Source organism: Candidatus Berkiella cookevillensis, assembly GCF_001431315.2.
Classification (GTDB): domain Bacteria; phylum Pseudomonadota; class Gammaproteobacteria; order Berkiellales; family Berkiellaceae; genus Berkiella_A; species Berkiella_A cookevillensis.
Map to the genome: position 1 here is coordinate 2,148,644 of NZ_LKHV02000001.1, position 26,498 is coordinate 2,175,141.

Genomic DNA, 26,498 nt, shown 5'->3' on the forward strand with positions numbered 1-26,498 from the left:
ATGTAACTTTAAGAAATTTATGATGCAAATAACTGAATTAAATCAAAATATAGATCCTGCGGAGATTCATCACTTTAGACAACTAGGCAAACATTGGTGGGACAAAGAAGGCCCGATGAAAATGTTGCATGCCGTAAATCCCATACGAACTGCTTTCATACTCGATTGCACCGAACTGACAAACAAAGCTGTACTTGATATTGGTTGTGGGGCTGGCATTTTAAGTGAAGCGCTTGCCTTTCATCAAGCTAAGGTACTTGGCATAGATATGGCACAAGAAGCCATCGAAGCAGCGCAAGCCCACGCAAAAACCCGCAGCGAACCCTGGTTGAATACTTCCTTGCGCTATCAACTGAGTAGTGCAGAAGATCTCGCTACCTCCCAACCAAACAGCTTTGATATTATTACCTGCATGGAATGTTTAGAACATGTACCCGATCCACTATCGATTATCAAAGCCTGTAGGACATTATTAAGACCCAATGGTTATTTATTGTTATCTACATTGAATCGCACCCCCAAATCTTATCTTCAGGCAATTATAGGCGCAGAATATATTTTAAAAATGATTCCCAAAGGCACACATCATTATGAAAAATTTATTCGCCCGCATGAAATGCACGAATGGGCACGTTCACAAGGCTTTATGCTCAAAAAATTAGCAGGGATACAATACCATCCCATTACAAAGAACTTTAGTTTATCGCAAGATGTGTCTGTGAATTACTTAGCTTGTTATCAGTTAACGGATAAATAGAGAGAAAATGATGGGACTTAAAGATAAATTCAGTGCCTTTTTGTTTGATCTAGATGGCACCTTACTAGATACTGCACCTGAATTTGCCTATTGCATGAATAAGTTGCTCAAAAAATACCAATTGCCTAGCGTGACTGAATCGCTGTTTAGAAATACAATTTCTCACGGTGCCAATGGTATGGTACGCCATGCTTTTGGTTTTGATGAAACACATCCTGATCTTGCTGCTCGTACAGCAGAATTTCTCAATCTCTATACACAGACACTCGGTCAATATACACGTCTCTTTCCTGGTATTGAAATATTACTCAAATATTTCCAGGAAAAAAAAATACACTGGGGTATCGTTACCAATAAAACCATGGTTTACACCAAGCCATTGGTAGCACAATTTCCACTGTTGCAATCTGCAGGCTGTATTGTTGCAGGGGACACCCTTCCAACACGCAAACCTGATTCAGCGCCTGTTTTATATGGGCTACAACAAATAAAAGCTTCCCCCCATACAACCTTGTTCATTGGAGATGCCGAAACTGACGTTTTGGCAGGGAAAGCAGCAGGTCTAAAATGCGTTGTGGTTGAGTATGGTTACATCCACCCAGAAGACAATGCTCATCATTGGAATGCGGACTATTACATCAACCATGCTGAGCAATTAATCCATTATTGTGCGCAGCATCAACCCTAAAGAAATCAGCATTTGCTTACAAGCCTGACAGATAAAATTTTATATCTAGATAGCTTATCTGATAAAATATTTTCACACTTAGCTGACAAATGTACTTGTTCTTTTAGGACAATCGACAGGGTGCTTCTCAAGTATTTAAGCTATTTGCGCTGTGGTGTAATGGAATGCCCCAAATACAAAAAAAAAGAAGAGCATCACAATGACTCAATCCAACAATAAAAATCCTTTTGATAAATCCCAAGCTGAGAACTCAAATAATCAACAGGCTCATCAGGCAAACAATGATGCACCGATCAATAGTACATCTATCAATGTCTTGAACCTGCGATGGCAAGAAATTAGAAAGTGGGAACTCAATCGACTCCGTGCTCAAGAACTCAATCATCACCTTGCTTTTATGCGTCAATCGATCAAACAATCTGTGAAGATCAAGAACGTTTTAAAAGCAAGAAATGATCCCACCTATTAGTAGAAACTGCCTTAGGAGTAGTTATGCAAGTACTAACGACCTTTGAAACTTCTATGATCTCTGCGGGCACACGTGTGGTAGATACAGATTCTTCCTATCTTGAAACACTAAGCTATCTTAAAACACGATGTACGATCGGTGCACTTGCGGGTGCACTGATCGGCGTGAATGTTAGCTCTGCCTCTTTGATTACCTATGCCTTTGCAGGGTTCTCTGCTGGCCTAGCAACAGGAATGTTTGAAACCTGGCTTTGGTTAGACTAGCGCAACTATTTCTGGTAGCATCAACATCCATATTACAGTGGATAAAAACATGCTATGAAACCAATCAATTTACCGCTTTATACATTAGAAAAAAATGCTCTAAAAGATAAAACTATTCTGATTACTGGTGCAAGCCGTGGTTTAGGTCGTGAAATAGCACTCAAAGCTGCAGAATATGGTGCAACCACTATTTTGCTCGGATCTTCGCTCAAAAAACTAGAATCCGTTTACGATGTAATTACTGAAAATGGCTGGCCAGAACCCGCTTTGCAACCTATGAATTTTTTAGGCGTGGGTCCTAAAGAATTAGAGGCGCTCGCCAATAGCATTGAATCCATGTTTGGTAAACTAGACGGCCTTATTCACAACGCTGCTTCTGTAGGACAAGTATGTCCGCTTGAAGTGCTTCCTGCACAGAAATGGCTACAAGCCATACATGTCAATTTAAATATTCCTTTTATGTTAACACATGCATTATTACCCTTACTGCATAAAAGCACACAAAGCACCATCGTTTTCACGGCTGATAACGATGCATCCCAACCACAAGCTTATTGGGGCGCTTATCACACCAGTAAAATGGGACTCAAAACACTGGCTGAAACTTTTATGCAAGAATTAGAAAACACCAACATCAAAGTGAATACGGTTTACCCTCCTCATCTTCGTACAGCACTCCGCGTAAATCACTTTCCTGGCATTAATCCTGCGGAATTTACTGCGCCTGATGTCATCGCAACTGATTATGTATACTTGTTACAATCTTCGCATCATGGGCAGCATTTTGCACTGCCAGAGCAGAGCACAACAGGGGCAATGGCTTAAATTTTAGCCATCCCCCTTCTTTTCCTCTCTCATGCACCTCTCCCCTAATATTCATCAACTATAATAAGTGTAATGGCTAAAGTTTGAGAGAAAGACTGTATGTCGTTCCATCTCAGCTTTGGTTTCCTGCCTTTGAGAAAAGGGAAAGATATAGCTAAAGGGACTTATTATGCAAAATGCGCTTAACCAAAGTATTATTTCGCTGGATGCAAATAGCTTCAAAGATCCAAAATCACACCCGTTACAGTTAAGCTTCATTTTACAATCAACCCTGAATCTCTATGAATTGATGAAACGATTTCATCAAGAATTAAAAAACTTGGTCAATTATCAAAGCTTTAATTACCATCATGCAGAATCAAAAAATAAATTCGAAGTTGGTAAGTTACAATATTATCAAGCACGCTATCAATTAAAAATAGAAAATACATCCTTGGGTGAAATCGTATTAAGCAAAAACATCGCTTTTACACAAGAAGAAATTCACACACTTGAAAATATTTTAGTTTTTTTACTGATGCCTCTAAGGAACGCGCTTGCTTATGAACATGCGATAAGATTAAGCATGATCGATCCTTTAACACATTTATGTAATCGACAAGCTTTTGATATGACTTTGCAGCGCGAGATTGAATTTGCTAAACGACATCAAAATAATCTTTCATTGCTTATTGTTGATATAGATTTCTTCAAACAAATAAATGACACCTATGGACATCAAGCAGGTGATTTGGTTTTAGTAGAGTTTGCCGAAAGACTCAGACAAATACATAGACAATCCGATATGATTTTTCGCTATGGCGGAGAAGAATTTACACTGATTCTTGCACATACTGAACACAAAGGTGCTGTGCAGGTCGCAGAAAGAATTTGCCAAAAGACAGCAGAAATACCCTTTATCATCAAACAACGCAATGTCACCATCACCGTAAGCATTGGCGTAAGCACCCATCAAGGCGCAGAAAGCAACCAAAAACTTTTTTCTCGGGCGGATATTGCTTTGTATACAGCAAAAGCAGCTGGTAGAAATCAAGTCAAATGTTCAAATTAATTCACTTTCAGTGATTGACGTCTATTCTCTAGCTTAATTTGTGGCTCCTCACCACTGTCTTTTAATTGCATATACTCATTATATCGACTTACAACTTCCTGTCTGGCTTCTTTACTTAAGTTATCTTTTTGCAAAACAGGCTCTAAACCAGCTTGCTTTGCGTAATAATAAATAAAGCTCGCAATATCCACATTCTCCCCAGCAAGTACAGTGACTTCTTTGGGTAGGCTAGGATCTTTTTTTACAGCATCTGCATAGGCTGCAATTTGCTCAATCAAAATATCCCTTGCTGAGGATTCATTTAAAAGCGCCTCTGGCTCCATCAATAATGTAGCAAATCCATCGTTGGCATCTTGCTTCATCATTAACTTTGAAGGACTATTTTCAAAAGTGAATTCTATTCCATCTGGGATAGCTTGAGAACTTGTTACTTTATTTTTCCGTGCACCAAGAGAAACCGCTGAAATCATTTCCGCTTTTTCAAGTATTCTAATCTTAACACCTGCACCCACAACCTCTGCGTGAGCAGCATTGTGAACCACAGCAATTGGTTGAGCTTCTTCTTTTTTGCCTCTTTGCCTTTGTCTCATTTGAGACATCAAATTAAAACGCCCTCTCTCACGCAATTCTTCTTTGCTTGGCGCTGCAACTTGTGCTTGTGCCTCAATATTAGCTTCAGCAATATCTATTTTACGTTCTGTTTCCCTGGGAAGGGCAACTGCAAATCTAAATTGTTGAATTTCTGCTTGATTCGGTAATGGCATATTTACAAGTGATTGAATAACACGTTGATAATCAGCAATTAAATCAAGATAGTGCCACTCTGCCTCTTGTACTTTACCCCATGTCTCCTCATTTTGATTCGCTCTGTCTTTCAGCTTTGTAAATGCACTATTGAGATCATTGTTAGCCACAATCACGTCAAACACAAACTGTGGAGGGAGTGTTGCTTTGCGTTCTCGTAATTCAATATATTGATTCTGTAATTGCCTAACAGTGTTTAACCTCTTTATAACCTCATCTACTTCTGCTTTACATCCCAATTGCCCTGTCATTTTCCAATGACGTGCAAATTCTTCTGGTACAAATTTATTTATGCTAGCAAAGGCATCTAAACGCTCTAACATACGACTTGGCAGAACAATATTTTCCATACGCTTGGTAACTTCATTTCGCACATCAGACTCAATTAATTTTCCATCTTTATCTTGCAAATGTTGCACCATACCATGCTCTGTATATGGAAATAGATCCTGCAAAGGTGATTCATGCGGTTGAGCCAAATCACGTCTTACATATACTTCATGAATGGCAACATAATCCAAAAGAAATTGCATATCCTGCAAGGCTTGTATTTTATCTATAGTAAATTCTTTAATATCAGGAAATATTTGTTCCATTTTCTGTAGCTCAAAAATAATTTTTTTGCATTCATTATTAAGAGTGCTTGCGTCAGAAGGATTTTCAAAAACTTTCATCTTCTGAATTAAATCTGGAATATCTTTATCAATGACTACAAATAGTCTTTCCATTGGATTTATTTTTTTGCTATCGTCCACCAAACGATCCCGAATAATTTTTTTATTTCTATCTTCAAAGCCCCGTTTCCAAAATGAATCATCATGCCTTAATATTTCTGATTTTGCCTCTTCAAAAGCATGAGCTCTCATAGATTCTCTAAACTCAGCTTTCACTTTTTCTTTTTGTTCAATATCTAAGACAGGGTATTCGTTTAATCCAAAAGAGCGAACATCTTTTACTCTCAGCACATCAACTTGTTGTGTTTGTCTTTCTTTTCCAACCTCTACATTTTTTTTCAAAACATGACCATTATTATCTTTTACTGTTTCAAATAGCTGGCTGATGGGATCTCCTTGTACCAAATTGCTTCGCATCATCTCACCATATATCCAAATTTTTTGGTTTTTTCCTGTATATTTTGAGGTAGCAATGAATTCACTTGGGCTTTTAAATTCCTCTAAAAGATTGACAATACCATTTCGCTCACTCTCCATTTCATAGCGCCTAAGTCTCAGCCCACCCTCAGCATCTTGATTTTGCGTTAATTGTGCGACATTCTCTTCCCACTTTTGCATCCACTGTTCTGTAGGGGACGCTTCTAGTAATATTTGCGCTTCTTTTGCAGCATCTTCATCAGGCATTCCATTTTCCAACATCATGAGAACAAATTCATCTGTTTGCATTGTACTTAAACCAAGCTGTTCTTGAAGACGTCTATTTTCCTCAATAATGGCAGATGATGCTAAATCTGAATCAACAGGATAAGACTGAAAGCTTTCTATCATCTCTGACAGGCTTAATTGAATATTGTATTTATCTTTGATTACTTGCAAAGACTTTAGTAAGGGGTGTTCTCCCAACTGATTAGCATAAGCTGCCTCTTTATCAGCCAGTGCCGATTTTTCTTCCTCTAATGCTCTTCTCACCCTTAATAAATCTACTTTCTGCTGTTGAAGATGGACAGACTCAATGCCCAAATCATATAATCCTGCGCGTAGCACTTTTTCTTGCCCAAGGAGATAAACACACAACTTTGATAAGGCATTTTGTCTACCTTCATCCAGTGCCTTGGTTCTCAAATCTAAGAGTGCTTTTCCACGGTCACTATTTGCACCCACAATTTTGATTTGATTGCTTAGATATGAGTACATTTTTAAAATAATATCTTCATCCAAACCATACACTTTGCGTAAATTTTTGAGCTTTACATAATCCATTTGATAATCTCGCTCAATACTCAATCTTTTTGATTTTGTCGAAAAATAATTAAAAATCTCACTCCCTACGGGTCCACCAGCAGCAGCACCTGCTACAGCACCTAACACAAGCCCTGTAGCCCCACCTATTGCAGTACCAATCACAGGTACAACAGAACCCAATAATGCCAAAGCACCACCCGTAGCAGCAGCACCAGCAAGTGAACCAACGAGTGTGCCGACTATTCGCCCTATCGCGGTCTTTCTTCGGGTCGAAGCAAAAATATTTCTAGACGCATCAACAACTTCATCAATAGATAACTTAAACTGCGTATACGCTTCCAAGCCTATCGAAGCAACTCGACCCACAATGGGAATCTTTGAGATCCAGCTTGGCATGGTTCCAAGAGCTGCATTCACTATCTTTCTGCGCACACTTTCTCCTGGCAGCTCACCATCATTCCATAACTGCCACTGGTTATTGTGCTGTTGATATTCTTGCGTTTGATGTATTTTTCTTTCTAATTCATTACATTCTTGCCATAAGATATTATATTCTTCTCTTATTGTTCCTTCCGGTAACTCATTCAATACTAAATTTTTATCAAATAAATTTATGGATTTATTACGTAGATATTTTTCTGTAAGCAGCTTTATTTGGTTTTGTTTATCTGCCAAAGTATTTTGAAAAAGAAGAATAGACTGAGGACTAAAGAAATCTAAAGGTTGATCTAAATAATGTCTGCCTCGTGCTCCCAAACGTGCTCTATTCTCTGTTTGACCTGTTCTCTGACTGCGTCGCCAAGCTTTAGCTTCAATTTTCTCGCTAACGCTTTCTCTTGGCCTTGTGAATCTCTCTTGCTGGGCATCAATAGCTTCTAATCTAGCCTCCTCGAGCGCAGCATCTTCCTCTGTTTGCACAAAAGCTTTACGTCCTAAACGATCACTGTCACTTTCCTCAGCTTTACTTCTAAATACACCACCTAACCAGTTAGCAACTACAGACAGAAGAGATTGACCTGTTTCCGCAGTTGCGTGCTCCTCAACAACCTTAGATCCTTTTTCTTTTGCTGAACCCCAAAATGACGGCATAATACTGTCTCTCTCAAATTAAATATGCTCAATAGACAGAAACAAAAATATTTAAGTTCAATTTAGCAGCAAATGGTGTAATAGCACGAAAAAATACAGGACAGCCACATTAAGTTGCTTTACCCAAAATCTTTGCGCTAGAATTCCTTTCAGTAATAGGGATATTTTTTAAGTTATGACTTTAGCTCGCTCAGAACAAATTGATTTGAATGCAACGCCGTATTATCACGTCATGAATCGATGTGTGCGCCGTAGTTTTTTGTGTGGTTTCGATGAATTAACACAGAAAGATTATTCTCATCGTAAAGCATGGATTGTCGATCGATTAAAATATTTAGCCGATATCTTTGCCATCAAAATTTGTGCTTATGCCATCATGAGCAATCATTATCATGTGGTTTTATATGTAGAAGATAAAGTAGCTGAGAATTGGTCAGAAGCAGAAATCATCCGTCGTTGGGCTTCTATTTTCCCCAAAGACGCCGAAGAAAATAAGCACCTAAAACAGAAAATTCAACTTTGGAAAGAGCGACTCACCAGCATCAGTTGGTTTATGCGTTGTTTAAATGAAAAAATTGCGCGCGATGTAAATGAAGAGGATGATACTGCAGGACGATTTTGGGAAGGACGCTTTAAATCTCAAGCGCTATTAGATGAAGGGGCACTTTTAAGTGCAATGGTTTATGTTGATTTAAATCCAGTCAGAGCTGGGATTACAGAAACGCCTGAAGAATCAGAATTTACCTCCATTTATGAACGCATTCAGCATATTTCTAAGCAATTAAAAATCAATAAACCAAAATCCATTAAACAGCTTAAGCGCGAAAAAGCAGATGCATACCCACAACAGATGATTCTTCGGTTAGGCGGCAAGCGTTCGAGCAATAGGAGTGTATACAAAATACATGACTATTGTGAGATACGCGAAGCCAACAACACCGAAGATTCATCTGTGAAGGGTATATATAATAGCCTCACCCAACCCAAGTTCTTAGTGCCTTTTTCAAACGTCTCAGAACATCATTCACATGCCATTGATTTTAAACTTATCGATTATTTAGAGCTTGTGGACTATACAGGCAGAGTGATTCGGGATGATAAAGAAGCAGGTTCTATTCCAGAACATCTAGCACCCATTTTAACGCGATTACAATTCGAACCCATGAATTGGATATCATTAGTCAAAAATTTAAGTAAAAGCTTTGCTCATGCAGTGGGGAGTGAAATCTTGCTGCTCAATTTTGGCAAAGAGAGAAGCAAAGGCTTAAAAGGTATTACCCAAGCAAAGAAACTATATTCAAGTACACACATTGCTTAATTCAATATCCCATACTTAATCATTTCATAGATTATTCATAGCCTACAGCATCAATGATACTACGTTAATGTTGCTATTTGATTATTACATTCTTATTTTTTTGTTTCTGGTATAAAGATTTTAATTATGGCTGTCCTGATTTTCTTTATTCAATTCACGTATCACGTACCGACCAATCCTTCTATCTGTGTTTGGCTCAAATATTGATATTGCCCCTGACGCAAACTTCTTGGCAAAGAAATATTACCATATTGAACACGCATCAAACGTGATACTTGACAATCTTGGCTTTCAAACAGCCTACGAATTTCTCTATACTTACCTTGCCTTAAAGTTACAATAAACCACTGATTGGCAACCTCTGTAATCAATGATTTGAGGGGTTGAATACTGTCAAACTTCAAAAAATCACCATCAAGCATGATGCCTGTAAGAAATTGATTGAGTATGGCTTGATTCAATTTACCATGCACTCTCACATGATATTTTCGTTCAACCTCATACTTGGGATGCATCAAACGATTAGCTAAAGTGCCGTTATTTGTAAACAACAACAAACCACTGGTATTCACATCTAATCGCCCCACACTGATCCAACGACCATTTACCTCTGGTAAGCGCTCAAATACCGTAGGTAATTCACTTTGTGCTCGAGTACAAATCTCTCCCACTTGTTTGTGATAAGCAATCACAACAGGTGTTTCATCTCTCTCTTTTAATGCAGCAACTTTTTTGCCATCTACTAATATTTTATCTTTGGATGATACGCGTTGCCCAATAACACAGAGCTTGCCATTTACCAAAACGCGCTTTTCTAAAATCCATTTCTCAATTTGTCTACGTGATCCTAAACCACATTGTGCCAAATAAGCATGTATTTTAGGATCTTGAATTTTAGTTGTGTTCTTCATCAGGTGCTACTTCTTCGTTCATGTCATCAATTAAGGATGTCTGAGATGGCAGAAGATCAGAAACATTATTATCCTCTTCTAACAACTCTGTGGTTTCGGTCCATATTTCATCATTTTGCTTTTGTATTTCTTTTTTAGAGAGTTCCGTATCTCGTAATTCATCTACTAAAGCATCTAAGCTGTCTTGTTCAAATTCTACAGCACTCACAGATTCTTCAGCATGTGCTTCGGTTGGCTCTGCTGTATCCATTGCCAATAAATCAGAAAATTCATCAAGATTCTCTAGCCTATCAATATCTGATAAAGCTGCGGATTCTTGATTTTGCACTATATTTTCTTGCTCAAGCATTTCTAGCGCTGCAACTTCAGGATCCGTAGATTCTTCTGGATCATCGATAAGCTGCGCACTGGCCATTAACTGTGAAATTTCTTCTAAACTTTGTGGCTGTGATTCTGTTTTAACAGGTTCCTGCGGTATCATCGATTTAATTTCTGATAAGGGTGGTAACTCATCTAATTTTTTTAGACCCATATCATCTAAAAATGTTTTTGTCGTTGCATAGAGAGCAGGTTTGCCAGGCACATCTTTATGCCCCACAACTCTTATCCATTCATGATCGAGCAACGTCTTCACCATTTGCGTACTCACAACGACACCTCGAATAGATTCAATCTCTGCTCGGGTAATGGGTTGACGATAAGCAACTAGAGCTAAAGTTTCTAAAAGCGCTCTTGATAGTCGACTTGGTTTTTCTGCTAATGTTTTAACAATGGTGGGCGCACAAGAAAGTGCTACTTGAAAACGCCACCCGGAAGCTACTTCAACCAAATGAATACCTCTATGCTCATAATGTGTTTTGAGTGTATCTATCACTGCGCGCACATCACCAATCGTCGCATTAGTATCATCGAGTGATTTCATAATTTTATCAACAGTCAAAGGCACAGCAGAGGAGAAAATGAGTGCCTCAACTTGATTAATCAAGCTATCATTTGAGTGACTAGAGTGCGTTGTATTCTCAAAAAATTCCTCTTCCGATTGCTCAATGATGCCGACAGGAATCTTAGCTTCCATTTCCGCGTCTATCTGCATCTCTTCAAATTCTTCAGAAGAAAGCGGTATCTCTAAGACAGTGTCCTCATCTAATGTCTCATCCAATACCTCAGCATGCACTCGTTCTGAAACTGAGGCTGGCTCTTTTTTCTTCCGCTTGGATTTAAGCTGTAAATTTAATTTTTCACTAATGTTTTCTGATTCTATACTATCTGTCGTATCAACCACATCGACTTCAACAGCCTTTGCCTTGCGTTTAGCAGAATGCTTTTCTTTATCATTGGCTAACAATGGGCTTTTGGCTTTTGATTTTGCTTTTGATCTAGCATTTGACTTAGCAGTTACTTGCACTGCCTCCTCATGCTCTACTGTAGACTGAGGTTTGGTTTTTTTCTCTTTACTCATTCGCAATCACCTTTAGGTGTATAGTGCCAAATTCTGTGGTTTGAATAATTTCAATGAGAAATAACTTAGATAATTCTAATATTGCTAAAAAGCTCACAACAATACCTAAACGCCCTTCCGCAATATCAAAGCATTCAACAAAACTCATTGACTCTACTTGGCCCAATTTCTCTAAAATTAAACTCATTTTTTCACGAACAGATAATACTTCCTTGGCAACAGAATAATTAGAAGTCATATCCGAGCGTTGTAAAATATCTATGAAAACACCAACCAATGACTGAATATCAAATAAGGGCTTAGGTGCTGGTGTATCAACTTCAGGTGGTGCCACATTAACCGTAAAGATTTCTCGGTTCAAACGTGGTAATTGTTCAAGATCTTCAGCTGCTTTTTTAAATCTTTCATATTCTTGTAATTGGCGTATTAACTTAGCACGTGGATCCTCTTCTTCTTGCTCACTTTCCTCAGGCGCACGTGGTAACAGCATTCTTGATTTTATTTCTGCTAAAGTAGCAGCCATCACTAAATATTCAGCCGCTAATTCTAAGCGCATTTCTTCCATCAAATGGATATAGTCCATGTATTGTCGCGTAATTTCAGCGATTGGAATGTTCAGAATATCCAGGTTATGTTTGCGGATAAGGTATAATAATAAATCCAAAGGTCCTTCAAATGCCTCCAGAATAACCTCTAATGCATCTGGAGGAATATAAAGATCGTGTGGCAATTCTAAAAAAGACTTGTCTTGAAACCTTGCGATACGCTTATTTTCTTCAGCTATCGTCTCTAAAGTTTCTGCAGGAAGAGATGCTTCTCCAGACACGGGCGCTTCTAGCACAATGGTGTCTTCATGTGCCTCTTCATTTGTCCCTTCTATCATATCCTGATTTATTGTTTCATCGGTCACGATGTGGTAACCCCATCACGTCTCTTACTTCTTCAAGCGTTTCCTTCGCAACCGCTCTAGCAGATTCACAACCTTCTCGAACAATTTCTTTAATCAGCTTAGGATTATCAATATATTGTTGAGCACGCTCTAAGATGGGCTTTTGCTCTTCTATGACAACATCGGAAACTGCCTTTTTACACTCTAAGCAGCCAATGCCTGCGGTTGTACACCCCTCTTGAACCCACGCTTGTGTTTCTTGGTTTGAATAAACTTTATGAAATGACCAAACAGGGCATTTTTCAGGTGTTCCTGGATCACTGCGACGTATTCGCGCAGGATCCGTTGGCATCGTCTTAATTTTCTTAGTGATACTTTCTGCGTCTTCTCTAATGGCAATGGTATTTCCATAAGATTTTGACATCTTTTGTCCATCTAATCCTGGAAATTTCGAGTTTTGCGTCAATAATGCTTCTGGCTCAGGTAAAATGATTCTCCCTGATCCCTCTAGGTAACCATACAATCTTTCCTGATCACCTAAACTTAAGTTATTTTGTGCCATCACAAGCGCACGCCCACGATCTAATGCATTTTCATTGCCAGATTCTTGGTATTGTTTTTTAGCCTCATTATAAAGATCAGCATTCTTAGCACCCATTTTTTGAATCGCTGCTAAGATTTTTTCTTTATATCCAGGCTCTTTACCATAAATAAAATTAAATCTTCGTGCGACTTCTCTCGTCAGTTCTAAATGAGAAATCTGATCTTCGCCAACCGGCACATAGCCCGCTTTATAGGCCAGAATATCTGCACTTTGTAATAAGGGATAACCTAAGAAACCATAGGTTGCTAAATCTCTTTCTTTTAATTTTTCTTGTTGATCTTTATATGTGGGAACGCGTTCTAACCAACCTAAAGGTGTGATCATCGATAATAATAAATGTAATTCTGCATGTTCAGGAATGCGTGACTGAATAAATAAACTACAAGAACCTGGATTTAATCCGCAAGCAAGCCAATCAATTAACATTTCCCAAACGTGGTTTTCTATATTTTCAGGTTCATCATAATGTGTTGTCAGTGCATGCCAATCAGCAACAAAAAAATAACATTCATATTCATGCTGAAGCTTAATCCAATTTTTCAGTACACCATGATAATGCCCCAAGTGCAACGCACCTGTCGAGCGCATTCCAGAAACAACACGTCGAAATACTTTTACATCTGATGAAGGATTACTCTCCACTTCACACCCTTATGTTTATTATAAATTTTAAAATTCGCCTTTGCCTTGTCTAATGAGTATGGGTTCGGATTCAGTATAATCCACCACTGTAGTTGGAATCTCATCTCCAATACCTGCATCTAAAATTAAATCAATTTTTCCATAACAACCCTTAATCGCATCATAAGGATTACACATAGGTGCCTCATCACCTGCCAACCAAAGTGTAGCGCTTAAGATAGGCTCACCCAAGGCTTTTACGAGTTGCAGCGCTATTTGGTTTTCAGGAATACGAATTCCCACTACCTTTCTCTTTATGCCCTGCGCCAACTTAGGAACCATTTTGGTAGCTACCAAAATAATAGTGAAAGGGCCTGGCGTGCATCGTTTCATGAAGCTAAAAGCTTCATTATGAATCACCGAGTACTCAGCGGCCTGTGATATAGTATGACACACTAATGTTAAAGGATGTTTTTCGGATATTCCTCTTAGTTTGCGTATCTGCTCTAATGCACTTTTGCTCGATAAAGCACAGCCGAAGGCATATGTAGAGTCAGTTGGGTAAATTATTAGCTTCCCAGCTTTTAATACCTCAACAGCCTGTGTAATTAATCGAGGCTGCGGGTTTTCTGAATGCATGGTAAAATATTGTGTCATATAGTACTCAAACTTTTATAATGGTTCAATCGAATAACCCATCGATACACAAAGCCTTTGAGTTTTAGGATTTAAACAGAGTTTTTTTAAATATTTTCTTAAATTCGATCTTGTTCCCCTCTATTGCTGGGGGAAATGTTGTGGCTACAAGCAAACTAGTTATTCAATTAACAATCTCAGGGACAAAGAAATTTTACAATAGCATCATGAGGATACCATGAAATTATTTTTTGACATGCTGCCGATTCTTTTATTTTTTATTGCTTATAAAACATATGACATATACGTGGCAACGGTAACGGCTATTGTCTGTGTTGTTGCACAGATCCTCTTTTTCTTCGTACAGGGTAAAAAGCCCGAAACGATGCATTGGGTGACATTGGTGTTTATTGTGGTTCTAGGTGGCGCCACACTCTACCTTCAGAATGAAGTATTCATAAAATGGAAACCAACCGCTGTATACTGGATTTTAGGATTACTCTTCTTTTTTAGCCGGTATATTGGCCAAAAAACTCTGGTTGAGCGCATGCTCGATAAAAATATCAGTTTACCTAAGCCTGTTTGGCACAAATTAAACCTAAGCTGGTATACTTTCTTTTTTATCATGGGCGCTTTAAACATCGTCGTACTTTATAACTTTGATACCAACACTTGGGTTAACTTTAAGTTATTTGGTACGCTTGGGTTAACCCTCGTTTTTGTTATTATACAGGGCGTTATTTTAGCGCGCTTTATGCCTAACAAACAGGAAAATGGATCGCATTAAGCTTGATTTAATTATTTTCGGGCCGGCACAACGGCCGGCCCCTATATCAGATTATCGGATATAAAATTGGAATAAATATGAATACTGAAACACTGACACGCGTACAAATCATAGAACAGAAAATCAAACAGGCACTCAATCCACAATCCATTGAAATTATTGATGATAGCTCACAGCACATTGGTCATGCAGGCGCAGAACGTGGCGCAGGTCATTACACAGTGATTGTTATTGCTACTCAATTTGAAGCACTCTCAAAAGTCAAAAGGCACCAGCTGGTTTATGCGACAATACAAGATATGATCCCTAATGAGATACACGCCATCCAAATCAAAGCACTTGCACCGAGTGAAGTTTAAGCACCCGCAGCAGGATTTTTCCCAGGTTTAAATTTTGATGTAGATGTATTTTCCATTCCCTCGAGCTTTGTTCTCAATTCCGAAAGCGGGTTCTCTTTTCTAAGCACCCGCCCAGCGCCTACATCAAAGGCAACCATGCGAATTGCCGTAGGCTCAACTTTACCTGCTTTTTCTAAGGCGCTTATCTTTTGTATAATATCTATACACGCCTGTCTAGCAACTCTGAGTGGCACATCAGCTTGACAAAAATTCGGCAATCTACCAGACTCCAACTCTTTTAAAGCTTGTTGGAATTGCTCTGCACATCTTTGATACACAGTTTGCACCGGCTCTAATACGACAGAAAGTGTTGGATCTTGCTCTGACTGTTCTTTTTTCATTTGATTATTAGAAAGCATAAGCGGCTTATATGATAAAGAATGCGTATGTTGCAGTGGTGCAGCTCGAATAACCCCAGGCTCCCAAGCTGGTTTCTGTATAGATTCGACAGGTATAGATGAGAGAGAGATTGCAGATTCTTGCTGAGCAATCACAGGCATCTTAATCGAACTTATCATCTTCTCTTTTTCTTGTAAACGAATCACTTGATTAATCTTGTTATTTATCATTTTTGCGAGTTTTGGCTCATTACTTAAAGCATTACGGGTTAGAACCAAAAAATAATTGAGTTTTGATAGGTCTGTTTTGCTATCCTCATTGTTTTTGATAACAGTCATCAATTGTATTATGTTAGGATTTTTAGTTTGGCTTTCAATCGTTGATAATACTGTAAACACATCATCTATCGCTCTTGCTTTAACTGTCTCAATATTTTTACTTGTCGCATTCGCAATCAATCGCTCTAAAATCTTATCCGTTTGGATAAAAAAGCGCCCAGAAAGATCTGTTTTCTTTTCTGTAGTAGCCACTGATTTTCTAGCATCTACCACAAGTGTTAAAAGCTCATTAAAATTTTTAGCTTTTTCAATGGCGTCATACAATTTAGATGCTTCCGTTCTTTTTACACGAGAGATAAAATGCATTTTTTTATAATCACTAACATCTGCCAGAATATCTGGTTTAACTCTTTCGAAAAGTGTAATGTCTCTGGTATTAAGATAAGTACTAAATACTTTTCCTAGATACAATCCTTGCTGCTCTCTTGCTAACATGTCTCTGTCGTGTTCTATTAATTTTTCTGGTGATCTCTTACTCAGCATTGCTCTTTCATTTATATCCGCTAGAAATTGAACCATCTTGTTCTCTTCAGAGAAACTTTTTAACTCTGGGAAACCTGACATCCAAACAGATATTGATTTTACATCTCTCTCCAAAGCTCTCACTTCTAATAATGATTGAAATCCTTCCACTTTATTTGGACTTGATAATATGCTTTGGGTAGACTCATGAAGAAATTTAAATTTAGCTGCGGGTTGTAATAGGTTCCAGTCTCTTGGAAAGCGAATTTCAATATTTTTATTATGTTTCACAATAGCTTGTAACTTATCTAAGCAAAGATCCAACTCTTTATCGTGAGCAAACTTCAGAACATCTAAACTCGGTGTCGTACTCGTATCACAAACGACTTTATGAATATTCACTTCTCTGGGTAATGCTTTATGACTATCTGGAAGTGTTAATTTCATTTCCTTATTACGTGAAGCAATAATTTCTTTTATCATTTCAGCCATTTCATCTGAACTGATTTTTAATTTAAATACTTCCACACCATCTTTTAGAGCAATTGCCTGATAAGGTTGTATCATCTTATCCCATTTAGAAAGTGCATTCTTTGATAGTAAATCCAATGAATGCTCTAAATCAGGCTTATCTTGTTCGCTGAGAATTTTTTTCCATTCTAAATCTAGATCATTCAAAAATACTTCCCATTGCTTCAATATAGATTTTCTAATATCTGCAGATGAACGCATATCAAATTGTTCAAGATCACGATCCTTTTCATCTTTTCCTAATTCTTGCTGATAGGCAAAATCTTGCTCTTCATTGTAACTTGGAACCCTATCTAACAATTGAATTACTTTCGCAAAAAAGTCATTACGCATATCACCATATCCTTCTGACAATAAGCGTCTTTCTTTCGCACTTAGATTTTTTACAGATCGAATTTCTTCAATACCGCTATCAACATCTTGAATCGTTTTATTTCTCTGACCAACCAGCTCAAAATCACGTGCTAGCGCTTCTTTACTTACAATGGTCATTGATTCACCAAACCATCCTTGACGTCCAGAACGACCAACGATCTGTCTAGAGGTTCTATCACTGTCTACATAGGTTTGCATTACAAATAAGCCGTCTGGATGTTTTATCCAGCTTTCATCTTCTCCATCCTTTCTCTTTCCTTTTTTAAGTTTTTCTGGCTTAAAGTCAGTACCTCGTCCCATCATCGGAGTTGAGATCGTTATAGTACCTTGCTTTCCTGCCAAGTCTCTAATTTTAGATTCATCGCCCAGCGCTGAGATATTGCTACCTGATGCAGTATAATCAATTTTTTTCTTATCTACACCATTGAATAATTGTAAAGTAAGTGGATAATGCTTTTGTTGCTTTGATAATTCTGCCTCAATATATTCAGCAAGTGCTTTGGAAGTAGGTGCATCTTTGCAAATGATTAAAATAGGCATTTTTTCATTGGCACGAATTTTCTTTAGAATTTCAGCAAAGATCTTTTCTTGATGTGCTGCATCAGTATCAACCATGATGGGTTTTCGATCAATTCTTCTTTGCCCTTGATGTGCAGGAATTGAAGTAAGAGCAAAACCAAATTTTTGTCTATGCTCTTTAATCTCATCAGAAGATCCAATTGTGCCAGTCATACCATATATATGCCCACCCTTTTGATTATAGTAATCTATAAAGTTCTTACTGGTTGTACTCGCAACTGCTTGTTTTTCAGGGTCAATATTACATTTTGGTTTTTTGACATCCTTGATATCTGGGTCAGAAGCATTGATTCGTGCATGAATCATCTGTTGCACACCATTACTCCATTGTGCATCGGGGCTGACTCGATCGTTCACAATGAGTCTAGCAACAGATATCTTTTTTCCATATTCTTCTTCTTCCGTTAACGTCCACCTCTTATCTCTTTGTTTATATAGTTCTCTTGCAGCAACAGATGAATCTATCCAAATGTCAAGCTGCTTATCTGTTATCTGATTTGGATCTTTCGCTAAATTTTTCTGTGGCCCTGTTGCATGCTCAATCAAATAGGCTCTTAGATTATTAATGTCATCTTTAATGGATGCTTGTGGATCATTAAAATTGGATGTTTCAATAAATTGGTTCACAAGCTCATAAACCCAACCATAGGGATTAAAGCTAGGATCGCCCACATCATCTAAGCTAACAGCATACCGATATTGAGTGGTGTCATCTAATAAAGTGTAATCAGCTTCATCTAATACGAGTGATGCTTTCTCTGGCTCTTTTCCAGCTTCAATTTGCATTTTTGCACGAAACAGTGCTAGTTGAGCTACATCAGAATAGTTGATACCAGAAAGATTATAATCTTCTAATGGTGAACTACTATCAATAACACCGACCTTAACACCAATATAATCATAAAATTTCTTATTTTCATCTAAACTCTCTTTTGCTAACTGCAAATTAGAGGTGCACACGTCAACTGCTTGCCCATCCAATTCTAACATGCAAGCATATAGCGCTGACATCAATGATTTTCCCTGCCCCGTCTGAATTTCAGATATGTTGTTACTACCTTTATTAATAGCATTTAAGACAGATAAGACTTGTGTTGAATAAGGAACTCTACCCGTCGTTCTATACATACTCTCTCTTAAAAGAGCTAAGTAAATTAATTGCGATTCTGTTTTTTCTTTATCAGAGGCTTGTGGGTTTCTAAATCTATCTTTATGTTGTTGCAACAAGCTTAAAAGCTCTTGCCTTGACATATCCTTAATAATTTTATTAGGTGAATCTGGATTTGAAAGATCTGTTTTAATTGTATGCGTATGCCCTATGGCATTGATAAAATAAAATTGCTCTTGAAGTTTTTTACGTTGCTCGTACATAATTCGATCGTTTTTAGAAAGATCTACCATACCTTCTAAAACACGATGCACTTCTAAATCATTAAATTGCTCACCTAACAGTTTATCTCGCTTCTCAGATATTTCTTTCATACGAGAGCTAATCAAATCATCGATGCTCTTACCATCTTTAATGGTTTCTAAAATAATAATACTTGAAGGAAAACCAAGATCTTCATCAAACTTCGACAATTGATGTAAAAAGGAGGCATCTTGATCTTTTAAAAACGCTAAAAGCTGAGTGACATCGTTTTCATTATTATCTTCAGGCTGTAAACGACTTAATATCGTCACAAGACTTGAAACAGTATCATTTTTATGTTCACCTGAAATATCATTTAATATAGGCAATGCAGTCAACAAAACAGAAGGTGAGGCAGTTAATTGTTTTGAAAAAATATTTTTCAGTTGTTCTGCATTCGATTGGCTTCCTAATATTTCTAACACACTGTGGATAGAAGAAATCAATCTCTTGTCTCTTACTAAATCAAATCTCTCAAAATGTTTATCATTTAAAATTTTATCCAGACAATCAACTAATCCAGTTCGTACATTTGGACTTTCGCTAAGGATTTTATTAAATTTATCTATTTCATTTTTATGTGCTTTCTGACCAATCAGATTTAAAATTAAATTTACAGCTTTACTGGTCTGAAAAAAAGCAAGATCTGTATTTCTTAATAGATCATTTAACTTTTGCTCTACAACATCATCCCAACCTTGAATCAGCCCTTGCTTAACAGAATTATTATTCGCTATAGATTCTAATATTTCATGTGGAAACTCTTTTCGATGCGCCCTGCTCAACTTATCAATGATTGCTGTTAAATGAGTGATGGGTATCTCAGATATTCCATGACCGGACTTTAAAGTATCAACAATTTTCGTATAGTCAGCGGGTGACTTAGATTTTACTCTCGCCAAAACATCTACCAAGGCATTGATATTCTTAGTTCTGCTCTCAATACCTTGCAGTGTCGCTAACAGCTCCTCAACATTTGATGATTTTTCAACATCTTTAGTGTATAGCTGATTTTCAAAAACTGAAGAAAGCGCTTTGATTGTTTGATCTGACTCTCCAATTGTGACAAGTTTTGATTTAGCATATTCGTTCACCGCAGCATAGTGCTCAGTGACAATTGCATTTTTAAATTTACCCAATACAGCTGATAAAAATGGAATTCTATCAGCAACAGATTTTATTTTATTAAGTAACACAACAGGATCATCAAAATCACTATCCTCTAATGTCATTCCTAACCCTTCTAAAGCTTCTTTTATTTCAGCTTTATTTTCCGAAATCATTTTCTTTGCAGCATCAGGATCGAAAGCAGGAATATTTGTATTGCTAAAATGACAGCCTTCAAACCCTGTACTTTTAGTAATAGCCTTAAAAATATCTGAGTAACTTGTGAGTGTTTTGTCTTCTAAAATCGCTATCACGACTGCATGATATTGAGATACATTAGGCAAGGCAGTCGTTTTAGCATGATTAGGATCAATACCCGTCAATATATCCATCATTATTTGGATTTTTTTCATGTCTTCAGGGTTTTGTGCTTTAGTTTCAATGCTAGAGATGAGCTTATTTAAATTTTCCTCATTAAAAGTATCCTTACTCATTGCAGCAAATAACTTAAAGACACTGTCTTTAAGTACTTTATTTTCATCTTTATTCAACACTTCAGACTGTGAAATAGCTTCTATCACTTCTACAAGATTTTTAGCAGATAATGGTTCACTCACTGTATTATTAAATTTCTCAGAACCCCTATATTTTGTATCAATTATTTTAAAAAAGCTCTCCGAAATAAGCTTAATATTAGCAGGATTTTTATTCCATTCATGTTTTGGACCTAATTCAGCATGAAATTGAATTAAGGCAGGTAACTGATAACCGACCGGGATTGCAATTTGAGTATTTTCCGGAGAACAATACGATAATAATGCTGATTCAATTTTTTTGAGTTCTTTAAGATCTAGTGCCTCAATTTTCTCAAATGCCTTAAATATTTGATCAACCATCTCTGGTTTGATCGTACCCATTGCGTTCTTATGTGTGGTTGCAAGCGCAATCAATCCCAGTGCAACTTTTGGAATTGAATCTGGTTTCCCTATCTCCCATGAATCTAGACCTAAAACAACAGCCTCTTTGGCACCAAGAGAAGAGGTGTACTGTTGACTGAAAAAATCTAACTTTTCTATTAGGTCGACATATTTTTGGTAACTATCCAGATATATTTGCTGACCTAACAATCTGAAATAATGAACTTTATAATCATCAAGTTTTGCAGAAGCATTGTTTATTTTAGAAAAATCTTCAAGTTTGACTTCATATAAATTTCTATTTTTATCATCATCCGATATTATTAAATCTAATCGTTCTACATCCAATACCATTTCTTTGCTAACAAAATAATAGCCTCCCTCTCGGCTTGCATGATATGCATCATAATTACCTAACTTCAATCCATTTAAATGGTAAAATTGTTCTTGAGGGTCCAGTGCATTACTGACAATATCAATTACTCTAGATAAGGCCACTTTCATATTTTTAACATCATCAAGTGGGCAAGGAGATTCCATTTTTATATTTGGATCAATGGCTTTTAATTTCTCTTTAAATTCTAAAAATGCATCTAATTGATCTAGAAAATGAATATCATTATTATAAGAAAATTCCTGATCATTTAAAGATATCCACCAAGCATACTCACCTGCCGAAAAATCTTTTAATTTGTCTATGCCTTCTAAACCTGCGTTTTCAATTAGATTAATTGATTCTTTTGGATTTGCTGCAATAAAATTTTTAATAAAACTAGCAGTTGCATCATCACCTAACTTTAACCTCATGTCATCGAGTTTATCTAAGAGAATTTTAACACCTTGGGCACCTTCAACATATACAATATTACTTAAGCTAATCAGAGCACCTTCTTCTTTGAATAAAGAAAGTAAGTACTTATAATCAGCTTCAATTTTTATACCTAAATCCAAATTTTCATTTTTAATCAACTTTAAGATAAGACTTAATTTTTCTTCTTCTGTTCCTTTTTGGAATATTTTCTTATCACCTAGGCCTACTAATCCTTTAAAATCCTCAGACGTTAAAGGATTATCGACCCAAGCAGAGTATTGATTTTCATCGCCACTCCAAGATGGTTTACCACTAGAAAGAAGTGGTAAAATTTTAGTATGCATGTCACTTTGTTTATCAGGATTAGCGGATAATAATTTTGCAACAGCAGAATCATAATCCAGCAAATAATTTTTTTCATTATCCTTATCTTGTTTTAAAATAAATCCAGGAGGCAAATCATTAAGATTGAGGCCTTGAACAAATAATTGTGGATAAGTTACGATTAAATCAGCTATAGACTTGGAAATGCCAGATATAATAGGAGGAAAACCTTCTTCTCCTGATATTGATCTCATCCCTTTAATATAACCACCATCTCCAACAATATTTGACCACACCCTACTGATTTGACTGTAAGCTTTGTTAGAAGCATATGCGTTTCTAGTGTATTTTGGATTTTGCTCATATAATTCGCTAAATTTTTTAAAATCAAGAAAACCTTTTGAATCAACAACAGGTATATTTCCACCTTTACCTTTTCTTTTCATCAAATCTTCAAGCATTTGATCTCTTTGTGCTTGCATTTGAACTTGCTGCTGTTCTTGTTGTTGCTGCTGCTGTTGCTGTTGCATTTGAATTTCAACGCCAATGTTTTCTAAGGCACTAGCAGCATTTCGTTTACATGCCCTAATATTTTCTTTTTTCAATTCTTTCTGAAGTTGCTCTTTCTCAATGTTTGGTTGTCTATCCTGATCAAAATGACCTCTTCGAAGTTGTTGGTTTTTGGTTCGAATATTCTTTTGAATTTGGTTCTCTAATTGTAAAAAGATTATATTATCTTCATCCCTTAAGCTTCTCATTGTTCCGAAATTTAGCTGTGTGGTTATTTTACCTTCTTTTGCAGCTTCAAGCAGTTTTACTAAAAGAGGGTGAATACTATCTTCAAATTCTTTCTGTTCTCTCCCCACATAACCTATCCCAATCATTTTTACATTATGACGTGCAGCTTGCGAAAAAAAACTTACTATCTCATCATGAAATTTTTTTAAACCCGCTGTGGATGTATCAAATGAAGTTGCTTGGATTGAAATCTCTGAGAAAGGTAAGTATGCATTTGGTCTGCTGGCATATTCATTGAACATTACGGCTTGAGCCAACATATCATAGGGTGCATCAGAATTAAGCCCTGGAGAAAATCGGTTATAAGGAAAGCCCATCATTTCCAATTGAGCTTTATTGTCAGAAAAATACTCAAAAAGATGCTTGTGCCAAGTAGTCCCTAATTCTGTAGCAGCAGTAACAAAATCATTATTACGATAATTTTTTATAATATCATAACGACCACTTGCATTATAATCTTTAAAATGCACATCCATTAATGACTTCCAAGGTTCATCCATACCTTCTCTTTCTATATCATAATATGCTATTAATTTATTTCTATTTTGAATATCGATTATTGATTTTGCCTGAGGCTCAAATAAGTTTCCAATGAGTATAATATTAGTTAGATATGTATTTTTATCGATTGTATTTAGAATATCTTGTAATTGTGCGTCTGTAAGGTCGGATGGAAATTTTATCGCTATTTTTTCAGTTTTTAACTCCTGGAGAGATTTTAATTTTTGCAACAAATCGTCTCTAGATAGGCTGCTTAAATCTATCTCTTCTATATCAGCCACATCTACTTCTTTAAGTGGATACAAACGTTTCTGAGGTTCTGAAATTACTGCATCGCCTTGAAGCGCATCATTCAATTCGGACTCTTCTAAAGGATTTTCTACTGATGAAACAATGGCAAGGGTCTCAGCAACATCTCCTAAATCTTGATCGCCTTCAGGAATTTTAAAATCAGCAAATGATGCAGCTATTGAAAAAGCTCCTTCTACGCTTGTAAGAAAATTATGTTCTTCCCCCCATAAAATAACGCCATCTTTATTTTTTTTAGGTTGCTTATCTAAAAGTTGAAAAAAGTTCTCCCCAACATTAATCATTTTTTTGCATAATTCATCTGCTTTATTTTTATCAATTTTACTTAAATAATCAGAAATCAAACCAATTCGAAAAGGCATGGCGTCATCTGCACCAATCTCCATTGTTTCTTTAGGTTCTTTCCCTTGTTTTACACGCAGCCTATTAATATGTGATTTTAATAAATTTTCTTGGATATAGAGCTGAAATACTCTATTTTCTTTGGCAAATCTTATTAAATCATCTGGGGCATTCTCATCGATAGATTCTAAAAGCGTAAATAAAGGTTGTGCTGGATGAGACATGTTTTTCAATCTCTTTTTATTTCTGGATATGCAGAAATGACTTTTTTAGAAGATAAAAAGTTCAAATATTACAAAGCGCTTGTAGCGACCGAATTGCCTCAAATTAAATCTAACTCTATGAACGCAAAGTAGGCTTCGTTGCCTCATATTAAAAGTAACCAGGGAACAGGAGGTTACACATATGGGGTATCAAGAAAAAAAGAGCTATCTTCAAGCGATTTTGTTGCGATACGTGAATGCTGATAGGTCAAAAAAGAGTGCAATACTCAATGAGTTTTGTGCTGTATGTGGATACAATAGAAAATATGCGATTCAGCTACTAAAGAAGAAACCAGTTAAGGAAAAAAAGAGAGTGGGATTAAAACCAGTGTATGATAAACCCGCCCTCTTAGAGCCATTAAAGCAGATTTGGTTTACCGCCGACCAACCCTGTGGCAAAAGGCTAAAACCCATCATTAAACTCTGGCTGCCAAGCTATGAGTCAACCTATGGCTCTCTAGCACCTGAAATAAGGCACCGGCTATTATCAATTAGCCCTGCTACTATCGATCGCTTACTAAAGCCTATACGAGCGACAAACAAACTTAAAGGACGCTGTGCAACCAAACCTGGCATCTCATATACAAATACAATTTAGTCATTGGGATATAACACGGCCAGGTTATGTGGAAGCAGACACTGTTGCGCACTGTGGCGATAGTGTTGCTGGTCGTTTTGCTTGGAGTCTAACCGTTACAGATATTTTTACAGGTTGGACAGAAAATCGAGCCATGTGGAATAAAGAAGGTGGCCTTGTTTATGAACGTATCAGTGATATAGAAAAGGTTTTACCCTTTGAGGTTTTAGGGTTTGATTGTGATAACGGCGGTGAGTTTATTAATCATGCATTACATGATTATTTTACTAAAAGAGAAAAGCCTGTTCAGTTTACACGTTCACGCCCCTATAAAAAGAATGATAATGCTCATGTAGAACAGAAAAATTGGACGCATGTGCGAAACCTATTTGGGTATGACAGGCTAGACAAAAAGAAAACGGTTGTTTTGATGAATGATTTATACCGAAACGAATGGAGCCTGCTTCAAAATCACTTCATGCCATCGATGAAGCTAAAAAGCAAAGAGCGTATTGGCGCTAAATACAAGAAACAATATGAACCTGCAAAAACGCCTTATGAGCGGGTATTAGAGTCAGATTCTGTTGCAGATACCACAAAAGAAAAACTACAGGCTATTCATGCAACCCTTAATCCGTTTACACTTAAGAAAATAATAGAAACAAAATTGGTTGAAATATTTAAGCACATAAAAGTTAGTTCAAATGTGAGGCAACGACTCTAAGGAGAAGAAAGATGAATATTGCATATCTATTCAGCAACGGCCTCGAGCTTACTGTTTGTTTTTTATCTGCTTTTAACAAAATAAAAGTCTTTGAATTAAATGTTCTCGGTTACTTTAGTTATGAGGCAACGAACGACCCCTTGGGTTAGGTTTTGCTATGAGGCAATACGCGACAAAAGGGAATATCCCGCTCACAGAAAAATATAAAAATCCATTAATAACAAATACTTAAATATAAAGAAGGTAGAAAATGTGATAATACAAAGATGCATAGGTGTACAGTAGATATTCTAAGATTCAATGAG

General features: G+C 36.9%; 19 protein-coding genes. 12 read left to right on the forward strand and 7 right to left on the reverse strand.

Translation table 11 applies throughout. The features are described 5' to 3' along the window. Nucleotides 1-19 precede the first annotated feature (19 nt). The 6 genes from ubiG to CC99x_RS09085 all read left to right on the forward strand — a co-directional run bounded on the left by ubiG (nt 20) and on the right by CC99x_RS09085 (nt 4,053). Nucleotides 20-757 carry a bifunctional 2-polyprenyl-6-hydroxyphenol methylase/3-demethylubiquinol 3-O-methyltransferase UbiG gene (gene ubiG, locus CC99x_RS09060; RefSeq protein ID WP_057625071.1) on the forward strand — a complete coding sequence of 246 codons (738 nt, stop codon included), beginning with the start codon at nt 20-22 and terminating at the stop codon, nt 755-757. A 7-nt stretch (nt 758-764) separates the two neighbouring features. Then, nucleotides 765-1,445, forward strand: coding sequence for an HAD family hydrolase (locus tag CC99x_RS09065; protein WP_057625070.1), 681 nt, complete (start codon nt 765-767; stop codon nt 1,443-1,445). Nucleotides 1,446-1,644: 199 nt separating this feature from the next. Continuing rightward, the gene (locus tag CC99x_RS09070; RefSeq protein WP_057625069.1) at nt 1,645-1,914 is read left to right on the forward strand and encodes a hypothetical protein; all 270 of its coding nucleotides are present in this window, start codon (nt 1,645-1,647) and stop codon (nt 1,912-1,914) included. Nucleotides 1,915-1,937: 23 nt separating this feature from the next. Continuing rightward, nucleotides 1,938-2,177, forward strand: a complete 240-nt coding sequence (locus CC99x_RS09075; protein ID WP_057625068.1) for a hypothetical protein — start codon at nt 1,938-1,940, stop codon at nt 2,175-2,177. Between the two features lie 54 nt (nt 2,178-2,231). Continuing rightward, nucleotides 2,232-3,002 carry an SDR family NAD(P)-dependent oxidoreductase gene (locus CC99x_RS09080; protein ID WP_057625067.1) on the forward strand — a complete coding sequence of 257 codons (771 nt, stop codon included), beginning with the start codon at nt 2,232-2,234 and terminating at the stop codon, nt 3,000-3,002. A gap of 169 nt (nt 3,003-3,171) precedes the next feature. Next, nucleotides 3,172-4,053, forward strand: a complete 882-nt coding sequence (locus CC99x_RS09085; protein WP_057625066.1) for a GGDEF domain-containing protein — start codon at nt 3,172-3,174, stop codon at nt 4,051-4,053. On the opposite strand, the gene CC99x_RS09090 is transcribed toward CC99x_RS09085, so the two are convergent. Further along, nucleotides 4,050-7,862 (reverse strand): hypothetical protein, encoded by a 3,813-nt coding sequence (locus tag CC99x_RS09090; protein ID WP_057625065.1) that lies wholly within the window; start codon nt 7,860-7,862, stop codon nt 4,050-4,052. The two genes, CC99x_RS09085 and CC99x_RS09090, sit on opposite strands and share 4 nt — an antisense overlap. A 175-nt stretch (nt 7,863-8,037) precedes the next feature. Between CC99x_RS09090 and CC99x_RS09095 the strand changes: the two genes are divergently transcribed. Then, nucleotides 8,038-9,180 carry a hypothetical protein gene (locus CC99x_RS09095; protein WP_057625064.1) on the forward strand — a complete coding sequence of 381 codons (1,143 nt, stop codon included), beginning with the start codon at nt 8,038-8,040 and terminating at the stop codon, nt 9,178-9,180. Nucleotides 9,181-9,341: 161 nt separating this feature from the next. Here CC99x_RS09095 and CC99x_RS09100 read toward each other — a convergent pair whose 3' ends face one another. The 5 genes from CC99x_RS09100 to CC99x_RS09120 are packed head-to-tail and all read right to left on the reverse strand — an operon-like array spanning nt 9,342 to nt 14,321. Further along, nucleotides 9,342-10,091 (reverse strand): pseudouridine synthase, encoded by a 750-nt coding sequence (locus CC99x_RS09100; RefSeq protein WP_057625063.1) that lies wholly within the window; start codon nt 10,089-10,091, stop codon nt 9,342-9,344. Beyond that, nucleotides 10,075-11,550, reverse strand: coding sequence for an SMC-Scp complex subunit ScpB (gene scpB, locus CC99x_RS09105; RefSeq protein WP_077065461.1), 1,476 nt, complete (start codon nt 11,548-11,550; stop codon nt 10,075-10,077). The genes CC99x_RS09100 and scpB overlap by 17 nt, the downstream gene beginning before the upstream one ends. Next, nucleotides 11,543-12,460: a segregation/condensation protein A gene (locus tag CC99x_RS09110; protein ID WP_235528088.1), complete on the reverse strand. Its 918-nt coding sequence runs from the start codon at nt 12,458-12,460 to the stop codon at nt 11,543-11,545. Before CC99x_RS09110 ends, scpB begins: the two co-directional genes overlap by 8 nt. Further along, the gene (locus CC99x_RS09115) at nt 12,450-13,685 is read right to left on the reverse strand and encodes a tryptophan--tRNA ligase (RefSeq protein ID WP_077065460.1); all 1,236 of its coding nucleotides are present in this window, start codon (nt 13,683-13,685) and stop codon (nt 12,450-12,452) included. Before CC99x_RS09115 ends, CC99x_RS09110 begins: the two co-directional genes overlap by 11 nt. Nucleotides 13,686-13,712: 27 nt before the next feature. After that, nucleotides 13,713-14,321: an L-threonylcarbamoyladenylate synthase gene (locus CC99x_RS09120; RefSeq protein WP_057625062.1), complete on the reverse strand. Its 609-nt coding sequence runs from the start codon at nt 14,319-14,321 to the stop codon at nt 13,713-13,715. 217 nt (nt 14,322-14,538) lie between these two features. Here CC99x_RS09120 and CC99x_RS09125 point away from each other — a divergent pair, with 217 nt between their 5' ends. Together CC99x_RS09125 and CC99x_RS09130 are read left to right on the forward strand one after the other, a co-directional pair. Beyond that, entirely contained in the window at nt 14,539-15,087 is a 549-nt protein-coding gene (locus CC99x_RS09125; protein ID WP_057625061.1) for a septation protein A, read from the forward strand. 77 nt (nt 15,088-15,164) lie between these two features. Then, complete coding sequence (locus CC99x_RS09130; RefSeq protein ID WP_057625060.1) at nt 15,165-15,446, forward strand: BolA family protein; 282 nt, start codon at nt 15,165-15,167, stop codon at nt 15,444-15,446. On the opposite strand, the gene CC99x_RS09135 is transcribed toward CC99x_RS09130, so the two are convergent. After that, nucleotides 15,443-24,853, reverse strand: coding sequence for a preprotein translocase subunit SecA (locus CC99x_RS09135; protein WP_057625059.1), 9,411 nt, complete (start codon nt 24,851-24,853; stop codon nt 15,443-15,445). The two genes, CC99x_RS09130 and CC99x_RS09135, sit on opposite strands and share 4 nt — an antisense overlap. Before the next feature lie 181 nt (nt 24,854-25,034). Here CC99x_RS09135 and CC99x_RS09140 point away from each other — a divergent pair, with 181 nt between their 5' ends. Genes CC99x_RS09140 through CC99x_RS09150 form a run of 3 tightly spaced genes read left to right on the forward strand, consistent with a single transcriptional unit; the run spans nt 25,035 to nt 26,342 of the window. Continuing rightward, entirely contained in the window at nt 25,035-25,490 is a 456-nt protein-coding gene (locus CC99x_RS09140; RefSeq protein ID WP_259596671.1) for a hypothetical protein, read from the forward strand. After that, nucleotides 25,450-26,193 (forward strand): transposase family protein, encoded by a 744-nt coding sequence (locus CC99x_RS09145; RefSeq protein ID WP_259596588.1) that lies wholly within the window; start codon nt 25,450-25,452, stop codon nt 26,191-26,193. The genes CC99x_RS09140 and CC99x_RS09145 overlap by 41 nt, the downstream gene beginning before the upstream one ends. 11 nt (nt 26,194-26,204) lie before the next feature. Continuing rightward, nucleotides 26,205-26,342, forward strand: a complete 138-nt coding sequence (locus tag CC99x_RS09150) for a hypothetical protein (protein ID WP_259596574.1) — start codon at nt 26,205-26,207, stop codon at nt 26,340-26,342. The last annotated feature ends 156 nt before the right edge of the window (nt 26,343-26,498 follow it).

What these genes read in the sequence shown, in the direction of transcription:
- ubiG (WP_057625071.1), top strand. Translation starts at nt 20, where the DNA reads ATGATGCAAATAACTGAATTAAATCAAAATATAGATCCTGCGGAGATT.
- CC99x_RS09065 (WP_057625070.1), top strand. Translation starts at nt 765, where the DNA reads ATGATGGGACTTAAAGATAAATTCAGTGCCTTTTTGTTTGATCTAGAT.
- CC99x_RS09070 (WP_057625069.1), top strand. Translation starts at nt 1,645, where the DNA reads ATGACTCAATCCAACAATAAAAATCCTTTTGATAAATCCCAAGCTGAG.
- CC99x_RS09075 (WP_057625068.1), top strand. Translation starts at nt 1,938, where the DNA reads ATGCAAGTACTAACGACCTTTGAAACTTCTATGATCTCTGCGGGCACA.
- CC99x_RS09080 (WP_057625067.1), top strand. Translation starts at nt 2,232, where the DNA reads ATGAAACCAATCAATTTACCGCTTTATACATTAGAAAAAAATGCTCTA.
- CC99x_RS09085 (WP_057625066.1), top strand. Translation starts at nt 3,172, where the DNA reads ATGCAAAATGCGCTTAACCAAAGTATTATTTCGCTGGATGCAAATAGC.
- CC99x_RS09090 (WP_057625065.1), bottom strand. Translation starts at nt 7,862, where the DNA reads ATGCCGTCATTTTGGGGTTCAGCAAAAGAAAAAGGATCTAAGGTTGTT.
- CC99x_RS09095 (WP_057625064.1), top strand. Translation starts at nt 8,038, where the DNA reads ATGACTTTAGCTCGCTCAGAACAAATTGATTTGAATGCAACGCCGTAT.
- CC99x_RS09100 (WP_057625063.1), bottom strand. Translation starts at nt 10,091, where the DNA reads ATGAAGAACACAACTAAAATTCAAGATCCTAAAATACATGCTTATTTG.
- scpB (WP_077065461.1), bottom strand. Translation starts at nt 11,550, where the DNA reads ATGAGTAAAGAGAAAAAAACCAAACCTCAGTCTACAGTAGAGCATGAG.
- CC99x_RS09120 (WP_057625062.1), bottom strand. Translation starts at nt 14,321, where the DNA reads ATGACACAATATTTTACCATGCATTCAGAAAACCCGCAGCCTCGATTA.
- CC99x_RS09125 (WP_057625061.1), top strand. Translation starts at nt 14,539, where the DNA reads ATGAAATTATTTTTTGACATGCTGCCGATTCTTTTATTTTTTATTGCT.
- CC99x_RS09130 (WP_057625060.1), top strand. Translation starts at nt 15,165, where the DNA reads ATGAATACTGAAACACTGACACGCGTACAAATCATAGAACAGAAAATC.
- CC99x_RS09135 (WP_057625059.1), bottom strand. Translation starts at nt 24,853, where the DNA reads ATGTCTCATCCAGCACAACCTTTATTTACGCTTTTAGAATCTATCGAT.
- CC99x_RS09140 (WP_259596671.1), top strand. Translation starts at nt 25,035, where the DNA reads ATGGGGTATCAAGAAAAAAAGAGCTATCTTCAAGCGATTTTGTTGCGA.
- CC99x_RS09150 (WP_259596574.1), top strand. Translation starts at nt 26,205, where the DNA reads ATGAATATTGCATATCTATTCAGCAACGGCCTCGAGCTTACTGTTTGT.